This window comes from Streptomyces sp. NPDC003027 (assembly GCF_053591435.1).
This window is the reverse complement of record NZ_JBSFTU010000012.1, coordinates 110,174-130,581: the sequence shown is the minus strand read 5'-3', so window position 1 is coordinate 130,581 and position 20,408 is coordinate 110,174. Positions and strand designations below refer to the sequence as shown.

Sequence of the window (20,408 nt, the reverse complement as noted above, 5' to 3'; positions counted from 1 at the left end):
CAGGCCCCAGCGGCCCCTCCCGCGCGCGTCAGGGCCGGTCACCCCCCTACGGGCGCAGGCGCAGGCCGCGGGGGGTGGCGTGGAAGCCGGCGGTCTCCAGGGAGCGGGCCAGCGGGGAGGTGAGGGCGGCGGCTCCGTTGACCCGTTCCACCGTGACCGTGCCCAGCGAGCCCGCGAGGGCGGCGGCGGCCAGGGCCTCGGCCGCGGCTCTCAGTGCCGGGTCGTCCGGGTCCGTGGGCCAGCACAGGAGCGTCTTCCCGCCGCGCTCCATGTAGAGCGTCAGCTCGCCGTCGACGAGAACCACCATCGCGCCGGCCTTGCGGCCGGGCTTGTGTCCGGCGCCCGTCGGCGGCTCCGGCCAGGGCAGGGCGGCGCCGTACGCGTTGGCGGGGTCGGCGGCGGCCAGGACCACCGCGCGCGGCCCCGCACCCGCCTCGGCGCCCCGGTCACGTGCGGTCGCCGCCGCCCGCAGCCGGTCCACCGCGCCGTCCATGGCGAACTGGGCCGCGCCGAGACCCTCCACCACATAGCCGCGGCGCGCCTGCCCGCTGTCCTCGAAGGCGGACAGGATGCGGTACGTCGCCGAGAAACCGCCCTCGACGCCTTCGGCGGCCACCGCGCCCCGGGTGACCACGCCGTGCCGGTCCAGGAGGGTGCGGGCGAGGGCGTGGGCGCGGTGGGTCGGTTCCGGCTCGGCGGGCGGGAGCAGGGACCACCGGCCGCTGACCGTGGGCGGACCGGTCCGGGACGCCGGTCGGGCGGCCGCGGTCAGCGTGCCGTAACGCCCCCGGGGGACCGTGCGCTTGGCGCGGTGGGCCGTGGAGCCCGCGGTGCGGCCGGAGCCGAGGAGGGAGCGCAGCGGGGCGAGGGTGTCGTTGGTGAGCCGCCCCGACCAGGTGAGGTCCCAGACGGCGTCGGCCAGTTGGGGGTCGGTCACGTCCGGGTGCGTGGTGGCCCGTACCTGGTCGGCGATCTGACGGAAGAACAGGCCGTAGCCACCGGACAGGGCCGTGAGCACCGACTCGTGGAGCGCGGTGGTCTCCAGGGGGTGCGGCGGCGGGAGCAGCAGGGGAGCCGCGTCGGCGAGATACAGGGACACCCAGCCGTCCTTGCCGGGCAGGGCGCCGGCGCCGGCCCAGACCACCTCGCCGGTCGTGGTCAGCTCGTCGAGCAGGGCGGGGGAGTAGTCCCTGACGCGGGAGGGCAGGATCAGCTTCTCCAGCGCCGAGGCCGGCACGGGCGCGCCCTGCAACTGCTCGACGGCGCGGGCAAGGCCGTCGATCCCGCGCAGGCTGCTGCCGCCCAGGTGCTGCCACTGGGGGAGGAAGGTGGCGAGCGCGGCCGGGGGCACGGGCTCCAGCTCATGGCGCAGGGCCGCGAGCGAGCGGCGGCGCAGACGGCGCAGCACGGCCGCGTCGCACCACTCCTGGCCGATCCCGGAGGGGTGGAACTCGCCCTGTACGACCCGGCCGGCGGCGGCCATCCGCTGCAGGGTGCCGTCGGTGACGGCCGCGCCGAGGCCGAAGCGGGCGGCGGCGGCAGTGGACGTGAACGGCCCGTGGGTGCGCGCGTACCGGGCGAGGAGGTCCCCCAGCGGGTCCTTGACCGGCTCGGTGAACGCCTCGGGCACACCGACCGGCAGGGCCGTGCCCAGAGCGTCCCGCAGCCGCCCGGCGTCCTCGATCGCCGCCCAGTGGTCGGCGCCGGCGATCCGGACGCGGATGGCCCGGCGCGCGTGGGCCAGCTGCGGGGCCCAGTCCGGATCGGCGCCCCGCGCGGCCAGCTCGGCCTCGGTGAGCGGGCCGAGTACGCGCAGCAGGTCGGCGACGCCCTCCACGTCCTTGATCCGGCGGTCCTCGGTGAGCCACTGGAGCTCGCGCTCGAGCTCGGTCAGCACGTCCGCGTCGAGCAGTTCGCGCAGCTCGGCCTGGCCCAGCAGTTCGGCGAGGAGCCGGGAGTCCAGTGAGAGGGCGGCGGCCCGCCGCTCGGCGAGCGGTGAGTCCCCCTCGTACAGGAACTGGGCGACGTAACCGAAGAGCAGGGAGCGGGCGAACGGGGACGGCTCGGGGGTGGTGACCTCGACGAGGCGCACTCGGCGGGATTCGATGTCGCCCATCAGCTCGGTGAGTCCGGGGACGTCGAAGACGTCCTGGAGGCACTCTCGGACGGCCTCGAGGACGATGGGGAAGGAACCGAACTCGCTGGCCACCTGGAGCAGTTGAGCGGCGCGCTGGCGCTGCTGCCAGAGCGGGGTGCGCTTGCCCGGATTGCGCTTGGGCAGCAGCAGCGCCCGCGCGGCGCACTCGCGGAAGCGAGAGGCGAACAGGGCCGAGCCGCCGACCTGGTCGGTGACGATCTGACCGATCTCGCCCTTGTCGAAGAGGGCGTCGGCCGCCCCGATCGGGGCCTGGTCGGCGTCGTACGTCGTGTCCAGGTGCCGGTCCGGGTCCACCGGGTCGTGGTCGAGGAGGTCCAGGCCCATCAGGTCCGCGTCGGGCAGCCGCAGCACGATCCCGTCGTCGGCGTGCATGACCTGGGCGTCCATGCCGTACCGCTCGGCGAGCCGGGCGCCGAGGGCGAGCGCCCACGGCGCGTGCACCTGGGCCCCGAACGGGGAGTGGATGACCACCCGCCAGTCGCCCAGCTCGTCACGGAACCGCTCGACCAGGATCGTCCTGTCGTCCGGCACATGGCCGCAGGCCTGGCGCTGCTCGTCGAGATAGCCGAGGACGTTGTCGGCGGCCCAGCCGTCCAGGCCCGCGGCGACCAGGCGCAGCCGGGCGTCCTCCGGCGAGAGGGAACCGACCTCGCGCAGGAACGCGCCCACCGCGCGCCCCAGTTCGAGCGGACGGCCCAGCTGGTCGCCCTTCCAGAAGGGCAGCCTGCCGGGCACACCGGGCGCGGGGGAGACCAGAACCCGGTCCCGGGTGATGTCCTCGATCCGCCAGGAGGTGGTCCCCAGGGTGAAGACATCACCCACCCGGGACTCGTACACCATCTCCTCGTCGAGCTCCCCGACCCGGCCGCCGCCCTTCTTCGGGTCGGCGCCCGCCAGGAAGACCCCGAACAGACCCCGGTCGGGGATCGTGCCGCCCGAGGTGACGGCGAGCCGCTGCGCGCCCGGACGGCCCGTGACCGTCCCCGCCACCCGGTCCCAGACCACGCGCGGACGCAGCTCGGCGAACGCGTCCGAGGGATAGCGGCCGGCCAGCATGTCCAGGACGGCCGTGAACGCCGACTCGGGCAGCGAGGCGAAGGGGGCGGCCCGGCGGACCACGGTCAGCAGGTCGTCCATCTGCCAGGTGTCCAGGGCGACCATCGCGACGAGCTGCTGGGCCAGCACGTCCAAGGGGTTCGCGGGGACCCGCAGCGACTCGATGGAGCCGGTCCGCATCCTTTCGGTGACCACGGCCGCCTGGACCAGGTCGCCGCGGTACTTGGGGAACACCACGCCCGTGGAGACCGCGCCGACCTGGTGCCCGGCGCGGCCGACGCGCTGGAGGCCGGAGGCGACGGAGGGCGGCGACTCGACCTGGACGACCAGGTCCACCGCGCCCATGTCGATGCCCAGTTCCAGACTGGAGGTGGCCACCACCGCGGGCAGCCGGCCCGCCTTCAGGTCCTCCTCGACCTGTGCGCGCTGCTCCTTGGAGACCGAGCCGTGGTGAGCCCGGGCGAGCAGCGGAGGAGCGCCCTGGGCCGCACCGGACTGGGCCATGATCTCGGCCGGCGGAGACCCCTCCGGGAGCGCTTCGCCGGTGGCGCGTTCGTACGCGATCTCATTGAGCCGGTTGCACAGCCGCTCGGCGAGACGGCGTGAGTTGGCGAAGACGATCGTCGAGCGGTGGGCCTGGACGAGATCGGCGATGCGCTCCTCCACATGCGGCCAGATCGACGGCTTGTCGCCGCCTTCCTGCCCTTCGGTGGCCGGGGAGCCGCCCAGCTCGCCCATGTCCGCCACCGGGACGACGACGGAGAGGTCGAACTCCTTGCCCGACGGGGGCTGGACGATCTCCACCTTGCGCTGCGGCGAGAGATAGCGGGCCACCTCGTCCACCGGGCGGACCGTCGCCGACAGACCGATACGACGAGCCGGGCGCGGCAGCAGCTCGTCGAGCCGCTCCAGGGACACCGCCAGATGGGCGCCGCGCTTGGTCCCGGCCACCGCGTGGACCTCGTCCAGGATGACCGTCTCGATCCCGGACAGCGCCTCGCGCGTGGCGGAGGTCAGCATCAGGAACAGCGACTCGGGAGTGGTGATCAGGATGTCCGGCGGCTTGGTGGCCAGCGCCCGCCGCTCGGCGGCCGGGGTGTCGCCGGAGCGGATACCCACCCTCACCTCCGGCTCCGGCAACCCCAGCCGCACCGACTCCTGCCGGATCCCGGTCAGCGGCGAGCGCAGATTGCGCTCGACGTCGACGGCGAGAGCCTTCAGCGGCGACACGTACAGCACCCGGCAGCGCTTCCTGGCGTCCGCGGGCGGGGGAGTGGAGGCGAGCCGGTCCAGGGAGGCGAGAAAGGCGGCCAGGGTCTTGCCGGAGCCGGTGGGCGCCACGACCAGCACGTCCGAACCCGCGCCGATGGCCTCCCAGGCACCCTCCTGCGCCGCTGTGGGCGCGCTGAAGGCCCGGGTGAACCATCCGCGGGTCGCGGGGGAGAACGAGTCGAGCGCAGACCTGACCATGCCACCCATCGTGCACCCGACCACTGACAACCGCCCGGACCTGGGGAAACGAGCGGCGGCCCGGAGTAGCCGACGGCGGGGGCGCGGAATGCAGAATGGAGACATGGCGACAGGGGAGCGGGCACGGTACTGGCGCTACTCCGAGCTGCCCGGCGTCGACCTGCTGCACGCGCACTACGTCCGCAAGGCCTTCGCCCGGCACACCCACGAGACCTTCGTCTTCGCCGCGATCACCGAGGGCGTCGAGGCCTTCCACTACCGCGACGAACTCGTGCACGCGGGCCCCGGGCAGATCGCCCTGGTCAATCCGGACACCTCGCACACCGGGCACGCGGGCGTGCCCGAGGGCTGGACGTACCGCACGATCTACCCCGACGCCGAACTCATCGGGTCGATCGCCGCCGACACCCTGGCACTGCGGGGCTCCGTCGGCTTCACCGCCCCCGTCGTGGACGACCCGTACGCCGCCCAGCTCGTCATCGGCGTCCACCGGGCCGCCGAGGAGGGCAACGCGCTCGCCGCCGACAGCCTCCTGCGGTTGGTCACCGCCAGGATGCTGCGCAGCCACGGCGGCCGGATCACGCCCCACGCGCCCCGCTCGGCCGGCGCGCGCAACGCGGCACGCGCGCGTGCCGTGCTCGAGGAACGCATGGCCGACCCGCCGACCCTGGAGAAGCTCGCCGCCGAACTCGGCACCAGCCCCTTCGCCCTGCTGCGCGCGTTCCGTGACTCCTACGGGATGCCGCCGCACACCTGGCTCACCGACGCGCGCGTGCGTCGGGCCCGGCGCCTCCTGGACGCCGGGACGACACCGGCGGAGGCGGCCGTCGCCGTCGGCTTCACGGACCAGCCCCACCTCAACCGGCACTTCACACGGAGTGTCGGCGTCCCGCCCGGGGCGTACCAGCGCTCCCGCGGCGCAAGAACGTACAAGACCGACGGTGGCCGGACCACCTAACGTCCCTCGCGTGGCAGAACAGACAGCACCTCCCCGCACAGGGGAAACACCCTCGAAAACGGACTCGGCGGTCGTCCGCGACGCCCTCGGCGTCGGGATCGCCGTCGGGCTCTCCGGCTTCGCCTTCGGCGTGACCTCGGCCGGAGCCGGCCTCACCCTGCTCCAGACCTGCGCGCTCAGCCTGCTCGTCTTCACCGGCGCCTCGCAGTTCGCGCTGGTCGGCGCGCTCGCGGCGGGCGGGAACCCGTTCACGGCCGCCGCCGGCGCCTTCTTCCTCGGCACCCGCAACGCCTTCTACGGACTGCGGCTCTCGCAGCTGCTCGCCCTGCCGCGCGCGGTCAGGCCCTTCGCCGCGCAGTGGGTGATCGACGAGACGACGGCGGTGGCGCTCGCGCAGCCCACACGGCGTGCCGTACGGATCGGGTTCACCGTCACCGGGCTCACGCTGTACGTGCTGTGGAACCTGACCACTCTCCTCGGAGCGCTCGGCGCCGAGGCCCTCGGCGACACCGAGGCCTGGGGTCTCGACGCCGCGGGCCCGGCCGTCTTCCTCGCGCTGCTCGCGCCGATGCTCCGTACCGCCACCGAGCGGGCCACCGCGGCGATCGCCGTCCTGCTCGGTCTCGGGCTGCTCCCCGTCCTCCCGGCCGGTGTCCCGGTCCTGGCGGCGGCGCTCGCCGCGCCCGCCGTGCTCTGGGCTCGGGGCCGGCGAACGCGCGCGGGGGACCGGCGCGACGACGCCGGAACCGGTCAGGAGGACGCCCGGTGAACGTCTGGATCGCGATCGGGCTCACGGCCGTGGGCTGCTACCTCGTCAAGCTGATCGGGCTGCTGGTTCCCGCGGGCGCCCTGGAGCGCCCGGTCGTCCAGCGCCTCGCGGCCCTGCTGCCCGTGGCCCTGCTGGCGGCGCTCACCGCCCAGCAGACCTTCAGCGCCGACGGCGCCCTCGTCCTGGACGCCCGCGCGGCGGGGGTCGCCGCGGCGGCCGTGGCCCTGTTCCTGCGGGCGCCCTTCCTGGTGGTCGTGGGCGCGGCCGTGGTGGTCACGGCCGGGGTCCGGGCCGTCGCCGGGTGAGAAGCCCGGGGTCCCGACCGGCCCGCGCACCCACCGCTGGGCGCGCGGGCCGCTGGGCGCACCCGCCGGTCGGCGCCTGTCTGCCGGTCGGGCCCGCACCCCCGCTTGTCGGGGCGCACCCCCGCTTGTCGGGGCCGGCCAGGCGCCGCGATCGGCCGGTCAGTCGATCGGGCGGCCATGGGCGCGCAGGGTCCGCAGGGCCTCGATGGTGACGATGGGCCGTGCCTCCAGCGCCGTACCGGGCGCCCACTCCTGCCAGTTGACCGGCCAGCCGCCGTCCGCCTGCTGAGCGGCGGCGAGGTGGTCGAGCGAGCGGGCCATCTCCTCGTCCGTGAACCACCGGCGGGCCAGCGAGTCCGGCACGCGCGCGTAGTCGTACGGAAAGTGGTGCTCGCCCGGGGCGTACCCCGGCGCCACCGGGAAGTCGTCCGCACGCTCGGGGTCGAGGACCGCGAGCCCCTGCTCCCGGACCAGGCGCCCCAGCCGGTCGCCCGCCGCCTGCGCCCGCGACCGGTCGGGCACCCCGTCGAGGAAGGCGACGGCGGCCTGGATCTCGTACGGATCGGACTTCTCCAGCGACTCCACGGCCCCCCAGCAGAACTCCGTGGCGCGGAACAGCCAGGCGTGCCAGACCTGGTTGCGGTGGAGCAGACCGACCACCGGCCCCGTGGCCAGCAGCGCGCTGGGCGGGTCGTCGACGATCGGGACGAACGGGGCCGAGGGATAGGCGCCCTGCGACGGGAGGACGGCGGGCAGCGCCCCGTCGTGCCCGGACACCTCGGTCAGATAGCGGCAGATCCGCTCGATCCGCAGGCCGCCGCAGCGGCCGATGGTGTCCAGCACCCGCAGCGCGTGCGCGGTGTGCAGCGGCTGGCTGACCGGGCCGCGCAGATCGGGTTCCAGGGCGTGGCCGTAGCCGCCGTCCTCGTTGAGGTACGCCGACAGGGCGACCTCGACGGGTTCCGCGCCGCCGCGCAGGAAGTGATAGGCGAACCGCCGCTGTTCGAGTACGCGGGCCGTGAGCCAGACGAAACGCTCGGCACGCGCGAGGGGAGTCGTGTGCGGAGCCGCGGGGGGATCCGGGAGAGGAGTTCCAGCCATGGTCCGACCGTAGGGCGGAAAGGGCTCCTGACAAGGGTTAAGGACCGGGCTGCACTCTTGGGAGCGGGATACTGGGGTCATGCGGTTGACGATTTTCTGGGAGCGGATGGCGGACCACTTCGGTCCGTCCTACGCCGAGTCCTTCGCGCGGGACCATGTCATGTCGGAACTGGGCGGCCGGACGGTGTACGAGGCACTGAAGGCCGGCTGGGAGGCGAAGGACGTGTGGCGGGCGGTCTGCGCGGCCGTCGGCGTTCCCGACGACAAGCGGTGACGTGAAGGGGCGGGACGCGATGTCCGCCCGGTGCGCGAGACTGGCTGCGTGGCTGCGACTGACGAAACCGATGAGACCGGCGGGACCGAAGAGACCGGCAGCACCGACAAGACCGGCGGGAACGCGACCGGCGGCGCGGCGGCCGCCGGGCGGCCGATGCCCGGGCCGGGCGTGACGGCGGGCGGCCAAGCGGCCGGGGGCGACGCGGGGGATGGGAGAAACGCCTCGGCGCAGGAGGCCGTGCCGGCAGGTGCCCGGATGCCCCGCTGGCTGCCGCGTGCCCTGGTCCTCGGCCTCGCGCTGTACGCCTGCTTCCAGCTCGGCAGCTGGGCCTTCCACCAGCTCATCGGGCTGCTGGTCAACATCCTGGTCGCCTTCTTCCTCGCCCTCGCCATCGAGCCGGCCGTCGGGCGCATGGCGGCCCGAGGGATGCGCCGCGGCCTCGCGACCTTCCTCGTCTTCTTCGCCGTCATGGCCGTCGGCGTCGGCTTCGTCGTCCTCCTCGGCTCGATGCTCGCGGGCCAGATCGTCGACATGGTCGAGAACTTCCCCAAGTACCTCGACTCGCTCATCAACTGGATCAACCAGACCTTCCGCACCGAGCTCTCCCGGGTCGAGGTCCAGGACAGCGTGCTGCGCTCCGACTGGCTGCGGAAGTACGTCCAGAACAGCGCGACCGGCGTCCTGGACGTCTCCGCCACCGTCCTCGGCGGCCTGTTCAAGCTGCTGACGATCTTCCTGTTCTCGTTCTACTTCGCCGCCGACGGCCCCCGTCTGCGCCGCGCCCTGTGCTCCGTCCTGCCGCCGGCCCGCCAGACGGAGGTGCTGCGCGCCTGGGAGATCGCGGTCGACAAGACCGGCGGCTACATCTACTCCCGCGGACTGATGGCGCTGATCTCCGGCGCCGCCCACTTCGTCCTGCTGGAGGTCCTGGGCGTGCCGTACGCGCCCGCGCTCGCGGTGTGGGTCGGTCTGGTCTCGCAGTTCATCCCCACCATCGGTACGTATCTGGCGGGCGCCCTGCCGATGCTGATCGCGTTCACCGTGAACCCCTGGTACGCCGTGTGGGTGCTGGTCTTCGTCGTGGTCTACCAGCAGTTCGAGAACTACGTCCTGCAGCCCAAGCTGACCTCGAAGACCGTGGACATCCACCCGGCGGTGGCGTTCGGCTCCGTGGTCGCCGGTACGGCGCTCCTGGGCGCGGTCGGCGCGCTGATCGCGATCCCGGCCGTCGCCACCCTCCAGGCGTTCCTCGGCGCCTATGTGAAGCGGTACGACGTGACCGACGACCCGCGCGTCCACGGCCACCGGCGCTACGGCGAGGCGGTGGTGGCCCGGCTGCAGAAGGCGCTGCACCACAAGAAGGAGCAGGGGCAGGAGCGGCCCGGCAGGGACGGGGCCTGACCCGGCGGCCCAGCGGGGTCCCCGCGCGCCCTCCGTGGTTTCGCTCCCGCGCCGACTCGGCCTGACCGTGCGTCAGGGGTCGATCAGGATTCCTCGGCCACCGTGTCACCGGACGACAGGGCCGCCCTCCTTCGGCGGTACACCACTACGCCGCACACCGCGAGGAGGACGGCCACGGCGGACACCCCCAGGGCCGTCCGCTCGGCGAAGAGCCTTCCCAGCACATGGAGCACCCCGAGCCCCGCGGTCGCGTAGATCAGCGCCCAGGCCGCTCCGCCCACGAACAGGGCGGGGAGATAGCGCCGCAAGGGCATGCGCATGCTGCCCGCGAGGAAGTTGGCGGCGGTCTGGAAACCGACGGTCAGGAAGGAGACGGCCACCACCAAGGCGCCCCACCGCTGGATCGCCCGCTCGGCGCGCCGGAACTTCGCCGAGGAGATCCGCTCGGCGAACCTGCTGCGCCGGGCACCGGCGCCGGCGAGCCACCCGACGGCGAACGTCCCTCCGGCGCGGAGCAGAACGATGACATACAGGGCTCCGGCCGTGAGCGCGATCCTATCCACGACGCCTCGTTCCGAGCTCCGGACCGGAAGCCGAGAAGTCCGTCACTCGCATGGGCGTCCCGCCCCAGCGGGCGCGTGACGGCGCACTGGCCCGGTCACCGTCTCTCACCTGCGCCCCGCCTCTGCCCGTTCCGTCCTACGGCTGCCGTCCTGGGGTTCCACCTTCGGCACCGGAACCCGGCCCGGTAGCCAGGTAAGGCCAGCCTAACCGACGCGCATCCAGGGGTGTAGGGCACCGCGCTCGTCCTCTCGCCCGCCCCTGGGCTCGGCGGCGGAGCAGCGCTCGGTCACCGGCTCCACCGTCGGCGTGGTGCGCTTGACACCGAAATCGAACATCCATTCTTATGGGGGTTCCGGCCCTTGGATCACGGGGTTTTCGGTAGGGGTGCCGCCGAGTTATCCACAGGGCGGACGGACGTCGGGGCCCATTGTCAGTGGCAGGGGTTAGCGTCTTTCACATGAAGCGATCGACTCAAGCAAACCGGGTGGAACCCATGGCAGGAACCGACCGCGAGAAGGCCCTCGACGCCGCGCTCGCACAGATTGAACGCCAATTCGGCAAGGGCGCCGTGATGCGCATGGGCGACCGCACCCAGGAGCCGATCGAGGTGATCTCCACGGGATCGACCGCCCTCGACATCGCCCTCGGCGTCGGCGGGCTGCCGCGCGGCCGTGTCGTGGAGGTCTACGGCCCGGAGTCCTCCGGTAAGACGACCCTGACCCTGCACGCCGTCGCCAACGCGCAGAAGGCCGGCGGCCAGGTCGCCTTCGTGGACGCCGAGCACGCCCTCGACCCCGAGTACGCCAAGAAGCTCGGCGTCGACATCGACAACCTCATCCTGTCCCAGCCGGACAACGGCGAGCAGGCCCTCGAGATCGTCGACATGCTGGTCCGCTCCGGCGCCCTCGACCTCATCGTCATCGACTCCGTCGCCGCGCTCGTCCCGCGTGCGGAGATCGAGGGCGAGATGGGCGACTCGCACGTGGGTCTGCAGGCCCGGCTCATGAGCCAGGCCCTCCGGAAGATCACCAGCGCGCTCAACCAGTCCAAGACGACCGCGATCTTCATCAACCAGCTCCGCGAGAAGATCGGCGTGATGTTCGGCTCGCCGGAGACCACGACCGGTGGCCGGGCCCTGAAGTTCTACGCCTCCGTGCGTCTCGACATCCGCCGGATCGAGACCCTCAAGGACGGTACGGACGCGGTCGGCAACCGCACCCGCGTCAAGGTCGTCAAGAACAAGGTCGCGCCGCCCTTCAAGCAGGCCGAGTTCGACATCCTCTACGGCCAGGGCATCAGCCGCGAGGGCGGCCTGATCGACATGGGCGTGGAGCACGGCTTCGTCCGCAAGGCCGGCGCCTGGTACACGTACGAGGGCGACCAGCTCGGCCAGGGCAAGGAGAACGCCCGCAACTTCCTGAAGGACAACCCCGACCTCGCCAACGAGATCGAGCGCAAGATCAAGGAGAAGCTGGGCGTCGGAGTCCGGCCGCAGGAGGCCTCGACCGAGCCGGCCGAGGGCGCCGCGGGGACCCCGGAGACGCCGGCCGCGGACGATGCGGCCAAGGCCGCCGCGCCGGCGGCGAAGGCCACCAAGGCGACCAAGGCCCCGGCGGCCAAGAGCTGACGCGGTGACCGGGCGCACCGAATGGCCGGGCGACAGCCCCGACTCGTCGAGGGCCGAGAAGGAGCTGTCGCCCCAGGATCCGGCTGAGCGGGCGCGGGCGATCTGCCTGCGCCTGCTCACCGGGACCCCCCGCACCCGCAAACAGCTCGCCGACGCGCTGCGCAAGCGGGAGATCCCGGACGAGGTTGCCGAGGAGGTGCTCTCACGCTTCGAGGACGTCGGTCTCATCGACGACGCCGCCTTCGCGGACGCGTGGGTGGAGTCCCGGCACCACGGCCGGGGCTTGGCCCGCCGGGCCCTCGCCCGCGAGCTGCGCACCAAAGGCGTCGATCCGTCGCTGATCCAGGAGGCGGTGGGACAGCTCGACTCTGAACAGGAGGAGATCACCGCGCGCGAGCTCGTCGACCGCAAACTCCGGGCCACTCGCGGCCTGGACCGCGACCGCCGGCTGCGCAGGCTGGCGGGCATGCTCGCCCGCAAGGGGTACGCGGAGGGCATGGCCCTGCGGGTCGTCAGGCAGGCACTGGAGGAAGAGGGCGAGGACACGGAGGGGCTGGAGGAGCCCTTCTAGACCGAGGGGCAGGCGGACGGGGCGGCGGGACCCATCACCGCGGGCGCATCGGTGCCGGTCACGTTCGAAAGGACACAGGACACCATGCGCGCCCCCCGGGAGTCATGTGACGTCAGCGGTCCGGTCGCTCTTCTCGGGCACGGCCTTGGCCGCTCTCTTGGAAGCCCTCTCGGCCGATCCCTTCGACGCAGACCCGGACCCGGACCCGGACGCGGACCCTGCCTCCGCCCGGGCCCCGGACCCGGGCGCCGACGCCGGCCTCGGCAGCTCCTTCGGCTTCACCACCGCCCCGCCCCGCGCCGCGTCCGCCGCCGCGTACAGCTCGGCGGGCCGGACGCCGGAGAACGAGGCGACCAGATGCCCGTCCGGCCGTACGAGCAGGACGGTGTGGGCCGCCGCGCCCGGGTACGCCTCGGTCACGAGCAGCTCCGCCCGCGCCGGCAGCGCGCGCACCGCCTCGGCGAGCTGGGGCATCACCCCGGCGCCCATCCAGTGCCGCCGGTCCCACACCCCCGTCCCCGGGGCGACCAGGACGACCAGGAGCCGCCCCTGACCGAGCCGATCCCGGAGCCGTACCGTCGTGCCGTCCGGGGCCGTCACCCGTACGTCCTCCACCGGCGCGCCGACGCCCGTGGCCACCGGGGCCGAGGAAGCACCGGAGTCCGGGGCGGCGAGGGGGGAGTGCGGGTACGCCGGCGGCGCGCCCAGGGGGCCGCGCCCCAGGTGCCCGTCGGTCAGCAGGGTGTCGTGACCGCGCGAGCCGCCCGGGAGGTACGTCCGCAGGCCGCCCCCGCCACGCAGCACCGGCAGCGACTGGTCGGCGGCCCGCAGGCGCGAGGCGACGGCCGCCCGCCGCTCGCTCTGGTAACTGTCGAGCAGCGTGTCCGACGCCCCGTGGTGCCAGGCGTGCGCGAGTTTCCAGGCCAGGTTGTCCGCGTCCCGAAGCCCCTCGTCGAGCCCCTGGGTGCCGACCGCGCCGAGGAGATGGGCCGCGTCGCCCGCGAGGAAGACCCGGTCCACCCGCCAGCGCCGGGCGAGCCGGTGGTGCAGGGTGTGGACACCGGTGTCGATGAGTTCGTACGGGGGCGTCTCGCCGCCACACCATCCGGCCAGCGTCTCGCGGATGCGGGTGACGAGCGCGTCGGGCGTGACGAGTTCGCCGCGCGGCGGCAGCAGCCAGTCGATCCGCCAGACCCCGTCGGGCAGCGGGCGCGCCGAGATCTCGTCGCCGCTGCTTCGCCACGGCGGCTGACGGTGCAACACCGCCTCGCCGGGCCAGGGCAGTTCGGTGCGCAGCGCCGCGACCGCGTGGCGCTCCACGGCCGTACGTCCGGGGAAGCGGACGCCGAGCAGCTTTCGCACGGTCGAGCGGGCGCCGTCGCAGCCGACCAGATGGCTGCCGCGCCACCAGGTGGCCCCCGGCCCCCGGGTGTGGGCGGTGATGCCTTTCGTGTCCTGCTCGATCGCGTCGAGCCGGGCGTCGGAGATCAGCTGGACGAGTTCCTGCCCGGCGATCGCGTCGCGCAGTCCGCGCGCGAGGGCGTGCTGAGGGAGATGCAGCGGAGCCGCAGGCCCCTCCTCGTCACTCTCCGTACCGCCGAGGCCGAGACTCAGCTCGATGTGCCTCATCTGTTGCTTCCGGCGCAGAGACCGCCAGCCGACCCAGCGGACTCCCTCGTCACGCAGGGTGGTGCAGCCCAGTCGTTCCACCATCGCGGCCATGTCGGCGCGGAGGACGACCGTACGGGCGGGGCGTGACTCCTCCTTGCCGGGCCCCTCGTCGAGGACGACGCTGGGTACGCCCTGCGAGGCCAGGGCAAGGGAGAGCGCGAGGCCCACGGGCCCCGCGCCGACGATGATCACCGGGTCCACGGCGTGGCTCCTGAAGGCCGTTCGGTCATGCGGGAAGCACAGCGAAGGGTGGCGCGAGCCCGGTGCGTGATCACAGAACGTATGCAACCCACTGCGGGTGCGTGCGTCAAGTGACGGGGGCAGCGGCGCGGCCGCCACTGCCCCCGGATGATGTCACATACTGTCAGTTCTTCGTGATACCAGGCCCGTCGTTCCGGTCGGGCCCGGCGTCGGTGCCGCCGCCGCCCCCGATGCCCTGCGCGGCGTCGCTGCTCAGCACGATCGCCGTCGCCGTCGGGTCGGGGACGGCGATCCCCGTCTTGGCCCGGCGGCCCCGCTTCTCGATCCAGGTGGCGAGGGCGGAGAGGGCCAGACACATCGCGATGTAGATGGTGCCGATGACCACGATGGTGGAGACGTACGGGTACTGGCCGTTCACCTGCGTGTTGGAGGCGATGAGCCGGGCCGTCTGGAGCAGCTCCGGGTAGAGGATCACGAAGCCGAGCGAGGTGTCCTTCAGGGTGACGACCAGCTGGCTGATGATCGTCGGCAGCATCGACCGCACCGCCTGCGGCAGCAGGACGGTCGTCATGACCTGCGTCTTGGTCATACCGAGGGCGTAGGCCGCCTCACGCTGGCCCTTGGGCACCGCGTTGACGCCGGCGCGCAGCACCTCGGCCTGCACGCAGCTGTTGTAGATCGACAGGCCGAGCGCCAGCGCCCACATCGAGTAGTCGGTGAGGAAGCCGACCCATACGGCGTAGATCGTGATCAGCAGCGGGATGGAGCGGAAGACCTCGATGAAGGCCGTCGCGAACCAGCGCACGGGCTGGTGGTCGGAGAGCCGGGCCACGGCGAGCAGTACGCCGAGCACGAGCGAGCCGACGGCCGCCAGGCCGAACGCCTTCAGGGTGGCGAGCACGGCGTCGGCGATGTTCTGCCGGATGCCCGAGTAGTTGAAGATGTCCCACATCGCGGGGGCGAGGTGCCCCTTGTCGCTCAGCCGGAGCACGCTCACGGCGAGCAGCGCCACGATGGCGACGGTGCCGAGCACGGCGTAGATCCGGTTGCGGACGCGCGCCTTGGGTCCGGGGCTGTCGTAGAGAACGCTGGCACTCATCGGGCGACCTCCATGCGGCGCTCAAGGAGACGGAAGATCCCGCTGATCGTGAACGTGATGACCAGGTAGGCGGCGGCGACCCAGATGAAGACCGGCGCGATGGCGTAGCCCTCCTCGCTCATCAGCGTCTGCCAGCCGAAGAGTTCGGTGACGCTGAAGGCGCCGGCGATGGCCGAGTTCTTGGTGAGCGCGATGAAGATCGAGCTCAGCGGCGGCAGCACGGTCCGGGTCGCCTGCGGCAGCACGATCATCCGCAGCGTCTGCGCGAAGGTCATGCCGAGCGAGCGGGCGGCCTCGGCCTGGCCGATCGGCACCGTGCTGATACCGGAGCGCACCGCTTCGCAGACGAAAGCGGAGGTGTAGAAGCCGAGCGCGAGCGAGGCGAGTACGAAGGGGCTCATCCCCGGGAAGAGGATCTCCGGGATCACGAAGAACGAGACGAGGAAGAGCAGCGTCAGAGGGGTGTTGCGCAGCAGCGTGACCCAGAGGGTGCCGAAGAAGCGCAGCGGCGGAACGGGCGAGACCCGGAAGCCGGCGACGATGACGCCGAGGAGCAGCGCGATGACCGAGCTGACGGCGGTGATCGACACGGTTCCTATGAAGCCGTCGCGGAACTCCGGGAAATGGTCGAGCAGTACGTTCATGAGGTCTCCGCGTCGGCGGTCAGCGGCCTACGGTCGAGGCGTGCCAAGGCTTACGGACAGGGCTTTCGGGCACGGGGTACGCGCACGGTGTACGGGCCGGTGGACGTTTCCGGTCCACCGGGACGTTCCGGTCCACAGGGAGTTGCGGTCCGGGACGGTGTACGGGCGCAGGGGGAGCGGCGCCCCGTACGTCCGTACGGGGCGCCCGATGTCAAGCCGAGGCTCAGTAGCGGTTGAGGGCCGGCGGCGCGACGTACGCGGAGCCGGACAGACCGAGGGTGGCCTCGTAGATCTTCTTGTACGTGCCGTCCTTGACGTACTTCTCCAGCGTGTCGCTGATCTTGTCCCGGAGGGCCTTGTCGTCCTTGTTCATGCCGACGCCGTACGGCTCCTCGGTGAACGGCTTGCCCACGACCTTGAGCTTGCCGGCGTTGGCGGCGGCGTAGCCCTTGAGGATGGCGTCGTCGGTGGTGACGGCGTCGACCTGCTTGGTGAGCAGCTGCTGCACGCAGTCCGAGTACTTGGCGAGCTCGGTGGTCTCGGCGCCGTACTTCGGCTTCTTGATCTCCTGCAGCGGGGTGGAGCCCGTGATGGAGCAGACCTTCTTGCCCTTGAGGCTGTCCGGACCGGTGATCGAGGTCTCGTCCTTGCGGACCAGGAGGTCGGCGCCCGCCTTGTAGTACGGACCCGCGAAGCCGACCTGCGCCTTGCGCTTGTCGTTGATCGTGTACGTGCCGACGTAGTAGTCGACCTGGCCCGTGGAGATCGCCGTCTCACGGAGCTTGGAGTCGACGGTCTTCCACTCGATCTTGTCCTCGCTGAAGCCGAGCTCCGCCGCGATCATCTTGGCGATCTCGATGTCGAAGCCGGACCGCTCCTTGGTGGCCTGGTCCTCGAAGCCGAGGTAGGGCTGGTCGGCCTTGGAGCCGATGATCAGCTTCCCGCGCTTCTGCGCCTCCTTGAGGGTCGGCGAGTCCAGCTTCACGTCCGTGGCGACGATGTACTTGGGGAGCTGGGGGGCGCTGCTGTCGCCGGGCTTCACGGCGGGCTTGTCGCCGGCGGAGCCCTCCTTGCCACCACAGGCGGTGGCGGTCAGCGCGAGGACGGCGACGGCCACGGCCGCGCTCTTGCGGAGCTTCATGGTGAACATCCCTTTGTTCGTGGGTTGCTGGTCGACAGGTGAAGCATGGGGGAAGCCCGCTGACGAGATGGTCAGTGGTGCAGGATCTTCGACAGGAAGTCCTTGGCCCGGTCGCTGCGCGGGTTGCTGAAGAACTGGTCGGGCGTGGCCTCTTCGACGATCTTGCCGTCGGCCATGAACACGACGCGGTTGGCGGCGGAGCGCGCGAAGCCCATCTCGTGGGTGACGACCACCATGGTCATGCCGTCCCGCGCCAGCTGCTGCATGACCTCGAGGACCTCGTTGATCATCTCGGGGTCGAGGGCCGAGGTCGGCTCGTCGAACAGCATGACCTTCGGGTCCATCGCCAACGCCCGCGCGATCGCGACACGCTGCTGCTGGCCGCCGGAGAGCTGCGCCGGGTACTTGTCGGCCTGCGTGCCGACACCCACCCGGTCGAGCAGCGCACGCGCCTTGGTCTCGGCGGCCGACTTCTCGGTCCTGCGGACCTTGACCTGTCCCAGCATCACGTTCTCGAGCACGGTCTTGTGCGCGAAGAGGTTGAAGGACTGGAAGACCATGCCCACGTCGGCACGGAGTCGGGCCAGCTCCTTGCCCTCCTGGGGCAGCGGGCGGCCGTCGATGGTGATGCTGCCGGAGTCGATCGTCTCCAGTCGGTTGATCGTGCGGCACAGTGTGGACTTACCGGACCCGGAGGGCCCGATGACGACCACGACTTCGCCACGGGCGATCGTCAGGTCGATGTCCTGGAGCACATGCAGCGCGCCGAAGTGCTTGTTCACGTTGGACAGCACGACCAGGTCGCCCGCCGCCGCTACGGCGTCTTCCGAGCCCTTGGTCACTGACACTCCGCTCATCGGCTTCTTGCTCCGTCCTCCTCGGTTGGGAGGACACTAGGCACGCGGTGCGACCACCGTCATTACATCTGAGCGGAAATTGAGGATAACGATCCGGCCGCAACCGGACACACTGCGTGAACGGGACGCGGGCGGCGTACCGGGTCCATAACAGAAACCCTGGCGTAACAGGGGGAGACTTGACTGTGACGCCGACGATCGGCGTTCATGCCCTGGTACACAGAACACCATCACCTGAACATCGACGTACGGAGGAGGGTCATGAGACTGCTGCTCGTCGAGGACGACGATCACGTCGCCGCGGCCCTGTCCGCCGTACTGGCGAAGCACGGGTTCACGGTCACGCACGCCCGCAGCGGCGAGGAGGCGCTCCAGGCGGTGCTGCCCGCCGCACACGGCGAGCGCCCCGCGTACGGAGTGATCCTGCTCGACCTCGGCCTGCCCGACCAGGACGGATACCAGGTCTGCGGCCGGATCCGTAAGCTCACCACCACGCCGGTGATCATGGTGACCGCGCGGGCCGACGTCCGCTCCCGCATACACGGCCTGAATCTCGGCGCCGACGACTACGTGGTCAAGCCGTACGACACCGGGGAGCTGCTCGCCCGGATCCACGCCGTCAGCCGGCGCACCACCGGGGGCGAGGAGTCCACCGCGCCCGGCGACGGGAGCGCGCTGCTGCTCGGGTCCGTCACCATCGAGCTGCCCACCCGGCGGGTCAGCGTGGACGGCGCACCCGTCCAGCTCACCCGGAAGGAGTTCGACCTCCTCGCGCTGCTCGCGCAGCGGCCCGGGGTCGTCTTCCGGCGCGAACAGATCATCAGTGAGGTGTGGCGCACCAGTTGGGAAGGGACGGGCCGCACCCTGGAGGTGCACGTCGCCTCGCTGCGCTCCAAGCTGCGGATGCCCGCCCTGATCGAGACCGTGCGCGGCGTCGGCTACCGCCTGGTCGCCCCGGCCGCGTAGCCGCCGGACCCCACCCGTGCGCACACGCCTCCTCCCGCTCCTCATCGTCCTGATGGCCGGGGTCCTGCTCGCCCTCGGCTTCCCGCTCGCCGCCAGCCTCGCCGCCTCCGAACAGCAGCGTGTGATCGTCGACCGGCTGGACGACGCGGCGCGGTTCGCCGCGCTCGCCCAGTTCGTCAGCGAGACCGGACCGGGAATCGACGAGCGCCGCACCACCCTGGACGGCGAACTCGCCAGCTACCACGACGTCTACGGCATTCGTACCGGGATCTTCTACCGCGACAAGCGTGCCATGGCCGCGGCACCCGACGACTGGGTCGTCCCCTCCGAGGGCGAGGGGCACCGGGCCTTCCAGGAGGCGCTGCTCGGCCGCCGCAGCCACGACCCGCCGCAGGTCTGGCCGTGGCAGGACCACGCCCGGCTCACCATCGCCTCACCGGTCGTACGGGACGGGGACGTCGTGGCCGTGGTGGTCACCGACTCGCCCACCGGCCGGCTGCGGTCGGCGATCCTGCGCGGCTGGCTGCTCATCGTGGCCGGCGAGTCCGCCGCGATGCTGCTCGCCGTCGGCGCCGCGTTCCGGCTGACGGGCTGGGTCCTGCGCCCCGTCCGCGTCCTGGACGCCGTCACCCACGACATCGCCACCGGCCGGATGAAGTCCCGGGTCGCCGCCGCCGGCGGGCCGCCCGAACTGCGGCGGCTGGCACACTCGTTCAACGAGATGGCCGACAACGTGGAGGACGTCCTCGAACAGCAGCGCGCCTTCGTCGCCGACGCCTCCCACCAGCTCCGCAACCCGCTCGCCGCGCTCCTGCTGCGCATCGAACTCCTCGCCCTCGAGCTTCCCGAGGGCAACGAGGAGATCGCCTCCGTGCGTACCGAGGGCAAGCGGCTCGCGCAGGTCCTCGACGACCTGCTCGGCCTCGCGCTCGCCGAGCACGCGGCCGCCGATCTGCGGCTCACCGACGTCGGCGCGCTGGTCGCCGAGCGGATCGCGTCCTGGCGGCCGCTCGCCGAGGAGAAGGGCGTCCGGCTGAGCGGGGACCACCGGGCGGTGACGGCGTGGGCTGACCCGGTGGCGCTCTCCAGCGCCCTCGACGCGATCATCGACAACGCGCTGAAGTTCACCCCGGCGGGCGAGGAGGTCACCGTGACCGTGGCCCCGGAGGGCGACACCTGCGCGATCGTGGTCGCGGACGGCGGGCCCGGCCTCACTCCGGAGGAGCTCGACCGTGTGGGCGACCGGTTCTGGCGCAGCAACCGCCATCAGAACGTCAAGGGGTCGGGTCTGGGCCTCTCCATCTCCCGGGTCCTGCTCGCGGCGGGGGGAGGCTCGATCGACTTCGCGCCGAACGAGCCGCACGGGCTGCGCGTGACGGTGACGGTGCCACGGTCGGCGCCCCACGCTCAGGGCGGCGGCTGAGGGCCGGGGGCCTGCGGCTTCGCCGACTGGAGCGTCGAGGGCGCCTCACCGAGCGGGACCTGAGGGCGGCTCGTCGAGCGGAGCTGAGGGAGGCTTCGTCGAGCGGAGCCGAGGGTGGTTCGTCGAGCGGAGCCGAGCGGCTGAGAGGT

The 20,408-nt window shown here is 72.2% G+C and carries 18 protein-coding genes; 9 read left to right on the top strand and 9 right to left on the bottom strand.

The genetic code is table 11. The features are described from left to right. Positions 1-46: 46 nt before the first annotated feature. Positions 47-4,684 (bottom strand): ATP-dependent helicase, encoded by a 4,638-nt coding sequence (locus ACWDX6_RS12125; RefSeq protein ID WP_451484831.1) that lies wholly within the window; start codon positions 4,682-4,684, stop codon positions 47-49. 103 nt (positions 4,685-4,787) lie between these two features. Here ACWDX6_RS12125 and ACWDX6_RS12120 point away from each other — a divergent pair, with 103 nt between their 5' ends. The 3 genes from ACWDX6_RS12120 to ACWDX6_RS12110 are packed head-to-tail and all read left to right on the top strand — an operon-like array spanning position 4,788 to position 6,716. Then, positions 4,788-5,642 carry an AraC family transcriptional regulator gene (locus ACWDX6_RS12120; RefSeq protein ID WP_451484830.1) on the top strand — a complete coding sequence of 285 codons (855 nt, stop codon included), beginning with the start codon at positions 4,788-4,790 and terminating at the stop codon, positions 5,640-5,642. A 10-nt stretch (positions 5,643-5,652) separates the two neighbouring features. Further along, positions 5,653-6,411, top strand: a complete 759-nt coding sequence (locus tag ACWDX6_RS12115) for an AzlC family ABC transporter permease (RefSeq protein WP_451484829.1) — start codon at positions 5,653-5,655, stop codon at positions 6,409-6,411. Beyond that, positions 6,408-6,716 carry an AzlD domain-containing protein gene (locus tag ACWDX6_RS12110; RefSeq protein WP_451484828.1) on the top strand — a complete coding sequence of 103 codons (309 nt, stop codon included), beginning with the start codon at positions 6,408-6,410 and terminating at the stop codon, positions 6,714-6,716. The genes ACWDX6_RS12115 and ACWDX6_RS12110 overlap by 4 nt, the downstream gene beginning before the upstream one ends. A 159-nt stretch (positions 6,717-6,875) precedes the next feature. Here the strand turns inward: ACWDX6_RS12110 and ACWDX6_RS12105 are convergent, their stop codons facing one another. Continuing rightward, positions 6,876-7,817, bottom strand: a complete 942-nt coding sequence (locus tag ACWDX6_RS12105; RefSeq protein WP_451484827.1) for a hypothetical protein — start codon at positions 7,815-7,817, stop codon at positions 6,876-6,878. Positions 7,818-7,896: 79 nt separating this feature from the next. Between ACWDX6_RS12105 and ACWDX6_RS12100 the strand changes: the two genes are divergently transcribed. Together ACWDX6_RS12100 and ACWDX6_RS12095 are read left to right on the top strand one after the other, a co-directional pair. Further along, positions 7,897-8,091, top strand: a complete 195-nt coding sequence (locus ACWDX6_RS12100) for a DUF3046 domain-containing protein (protein ID WP_451484826.1) — start codon at positions 7,897-7,899, stop codon at positions 8,089-8,091. A 258-nt stretch (positions 8,092-8,349) separates the two neighbouring features. Continuing rightward, a complete protein-coding gene (locus ACWDX6_RS12095) occupies positions 8,350-9,495 on the top strand; it encodes an AI-2E family transporter (RefSeq protein ID WP_451484844.1) in 1,146 nt (381 codons plus the stop codon). Positions 9,496-9,578: 83 nt separating this feature from the next. On the opposite strand, the gene ACWDX6_RS12090 is transcribed toward ACWDX6_RS12095, so the two are convergent. Beyond that, the gene (locus tag ACWDX6_RS12090; RefSeq protein WP_451484825.1) at positions 9,579-10,058 is read right to left on the bottom strand and encodes a DedA family protein; all 480 of its coding nucleotides are present in this window, start codon (positions 10,056-10,058) and stop codon (positions 9,579-9,581) included. Between the two features lie 204 nt (positions 10,059-10,262). Further along, on the bottom strand, positions 10,263-10,394 hold the full coding sequence (locus ACWDX6_RS12085; RefSeq protein WP_451484824.1) for a hypothetical protein: 132 nt from the start codon (positions 10,392-10,394) through the stop codon (positions 10,263-10,265). A gap of 158 nt (positions 10,395-10,552) precedes the next feature. Between ACWDX6_RS12085 and recA the strand changes: the two genes are divergently transcribed. Then, positions 10,553-11,686: a recombinase RecA gene (gene recA, locus ACWDX6_RS12080; protein WP_451484823.1), complete on the top strand. Its 1,134-nt coding sequence runs from the start codon at positions 10,553-10,555 to the stop codon at positions 11,684-11,686. Continuing rightward, positions 11,616-12,257, top strand: coding sequence for a recombination regulator RecX (recX, locus tag ACWDX6_RS12075; protein WP_451484822.1), 642 nt, complete (start codon positions 11,616-11,618; stop codon positions 12,255-12,257). Before recA ends, recX begins: the two co-directional genes overlap by 71 nt. A gap of 102 nt (positions 12,258-12,359) precedes the next feature. Here recX and ACWDX6_RS12070 read toward each other — a convergent pair whose 3' ends face one another. From ACWDX6_RS12070 to ACWDX6_RS12050, 5 genes are all read right to left on the bottom strand, one after another. Continuing rightward, positions 12,360-14,129 (bottom strand): FAD-dependent monooxygenase, encoded by a 1,770-nt coding sequence (locus ACWDX6_RS12070; RefSeq protein WP_451484821.1) that lies wholly within the window; start codon positions 14,127-14,129, stop codon positions 12,360-12,362. Between the two features lie 163 nt (positions 14,130-14,292). Continuing rightward, positions 14,293-15,228, bottom strand: coding sequence for an amino acid ABC transporter permease (locus tag ACWDX6_RS12065; RefSeq protein WP_451484820.1), 936 nt, complete (start codon positions 15,226-15,228; stop codon positions 14,293-14,295). After that, complete coding sequence (locus ACWDX6_RS12060) at positions 15,225-15,872, bottom strand: amino acid ABC transporter permease (RefSeq protein ID WP_451484819.1); 648 nt, start codon at positions 15,870-15,872, stop codon at positions 15,225-15,227. Before ACWDX6_RS12060 ends, ACWDX6_RS12065 begins: the two co-directional genes overlap by 4 nt. A gap of 223 nt (positions 15,873-16,095) precedes the next feature. Beyond that, positions 16,096-17,013 (bottom strand): glutamate ABC transporter substrate-binding protein, encoded by a 918-nt coding sequence (locus ACWDX6_RS12055; RefSeq protein ID WP_451484818.1) that lies wholly within the window; start codon positions 17,011-17,013, stop codon positions 16,096-16,098. A gap of 71 nt (positions 17,014-17,084) precedes the next feature. Next, on the bottom strand, positions 17,085-17,870 hold the full coding sequence (locus ACWDX6_RS12050; protein ID WP_356895512.1) for an amino acid ABC transporter ATP-binding protein: 786 nt from the start codon (positions 17,868-17,870) through the stop codon (positions 17,085-17,087). A 261-nt stretch (positions 17,871-18,131) separates the two neighbouring features. Between ACWDX6_RS12050 and ACWDX6_RS12045 the strand changes: the two genes are divergently transcribed. Both ACWDX6_RS12045 and ACWDX6_RS12040 read left to right on the top strand, forming a co-directional pair. Further along, positions 18,132-18,836, top strand: coding sequence for a response regulator transcription factor (locus ACWDX6_RS12045; protein ID WP_451484817.1), 705 nt, complete (start codon positions 18,132-18,134; stop codon positions 18,834-18,836). Between the two features lie 16 nt (positions 18,837-18,852). After that, on the top strand, positions 18,853-20,259 hold the full coding sequence (locus ACWDX6_RS12040) for an ATP-binding protein (protein WP_451484816.1): 1,407 nt from the start codon (positions 18,853-18,855) through the stop codon (positions 20,257-20,259). Positions 20,260-20,408 lie beyond the last annotated feature (149 nt).

Bases quoted from the DNA above. Each gene is read 5' to 3' on its own strand.
- ACWDX6_RS12050 (WP_356895512.1), bottom strand. From the start codon at position 17,870: ATGAGCGGAGTGTCAGTGACCAAGGGCTCGGAAGACGCCGTAGCGGCG.
- ACWDX6_RS12045 (WP_451484817.1), top strand. From the start codon at position 18,132: ATGAGACTGCTGCTCGTCGAGGACGACGATCACGTCGCCGCGGCCCTG.
- recA (WP_451484823.1), top strand. From the start codon at position 10,553: ATGGCAGGAACCGACCGCGAGAAGGCCCTCGACGCCGCGCTCGCACAG.
- ACWDX6_RS12095 (WP_451484844.1), top strand. From the start codon at position 8,350: ATGCCCCGCTGGCTGCCGCGTGCCCTGGTCCTCGGCCTCGCGCTGTAC.
- ACWDX6_RS12065 (WP_451484820.1), bottom strand. From the start codon at position 15,228: ATGAGTGCCAGCGTTCTCTACGACAGCCCCGGACCCAAGGCGCGCGTC.
- ACWDX6_RS12120 (WP_451484830.1), top strand. From the start codon at position 4,788: ATGGCGACAGGGGAGCGGGCACGGTACTGGCGCTACTCCGAGCTGCCC.
- ACWDX6_RS12125 (WP_451484831.1), bottom strand. From the start codon at position 4,684: ATGGTCAGGTCTGCGCTCGACTCGTTCTCCCCCGCGACCCGCGGATGG.
- ACWDX6_RS12060 (WP_451484819.1), bottom strand. From the start codon at position 15,872: ATGAACGTACTGCTCGACCATTTCCCGGAGTTCCGCGACGGCTTCATA.
- recX (WP_451484822.1), top strand. From the start codon at position 11,616: ATGCGGCCAAGGCCGCCGCGCCGGCGGCGAAGGCCACCAAGGCGACCA.
- ACWDX6_RS12085 (WP_451484824.1), bottom strand. From the start codon at position 10,394: ATGTTCGATTTCGGTGTCAAGCGCACCACGCCGACGGTGGAGCCGGTG.
- ACWDX6_RS12105 (WP_451484827.1), bottom strand. From the start codon at position 7,817: ATGGCTGGAACTCCTCTCCCGGATCCCCCCGCGGCTCCGCACACGACT.
- ACWDX6_RS12100 (WP_451484826.1), top strand. From the start codon at position 7,897: ATGCGGTTGACGATTTTCTGGGAGCGGATGGCGGACCACTTCGGTCCG.
- ACWDX6_RS12055 (WP_451484818.1), bottom strand. From the start codon at position 17,013: ATGAAGCTCCGCAAGAGCGCGGCCGTGGCCGTCGCCGTCCTCGCGCTG.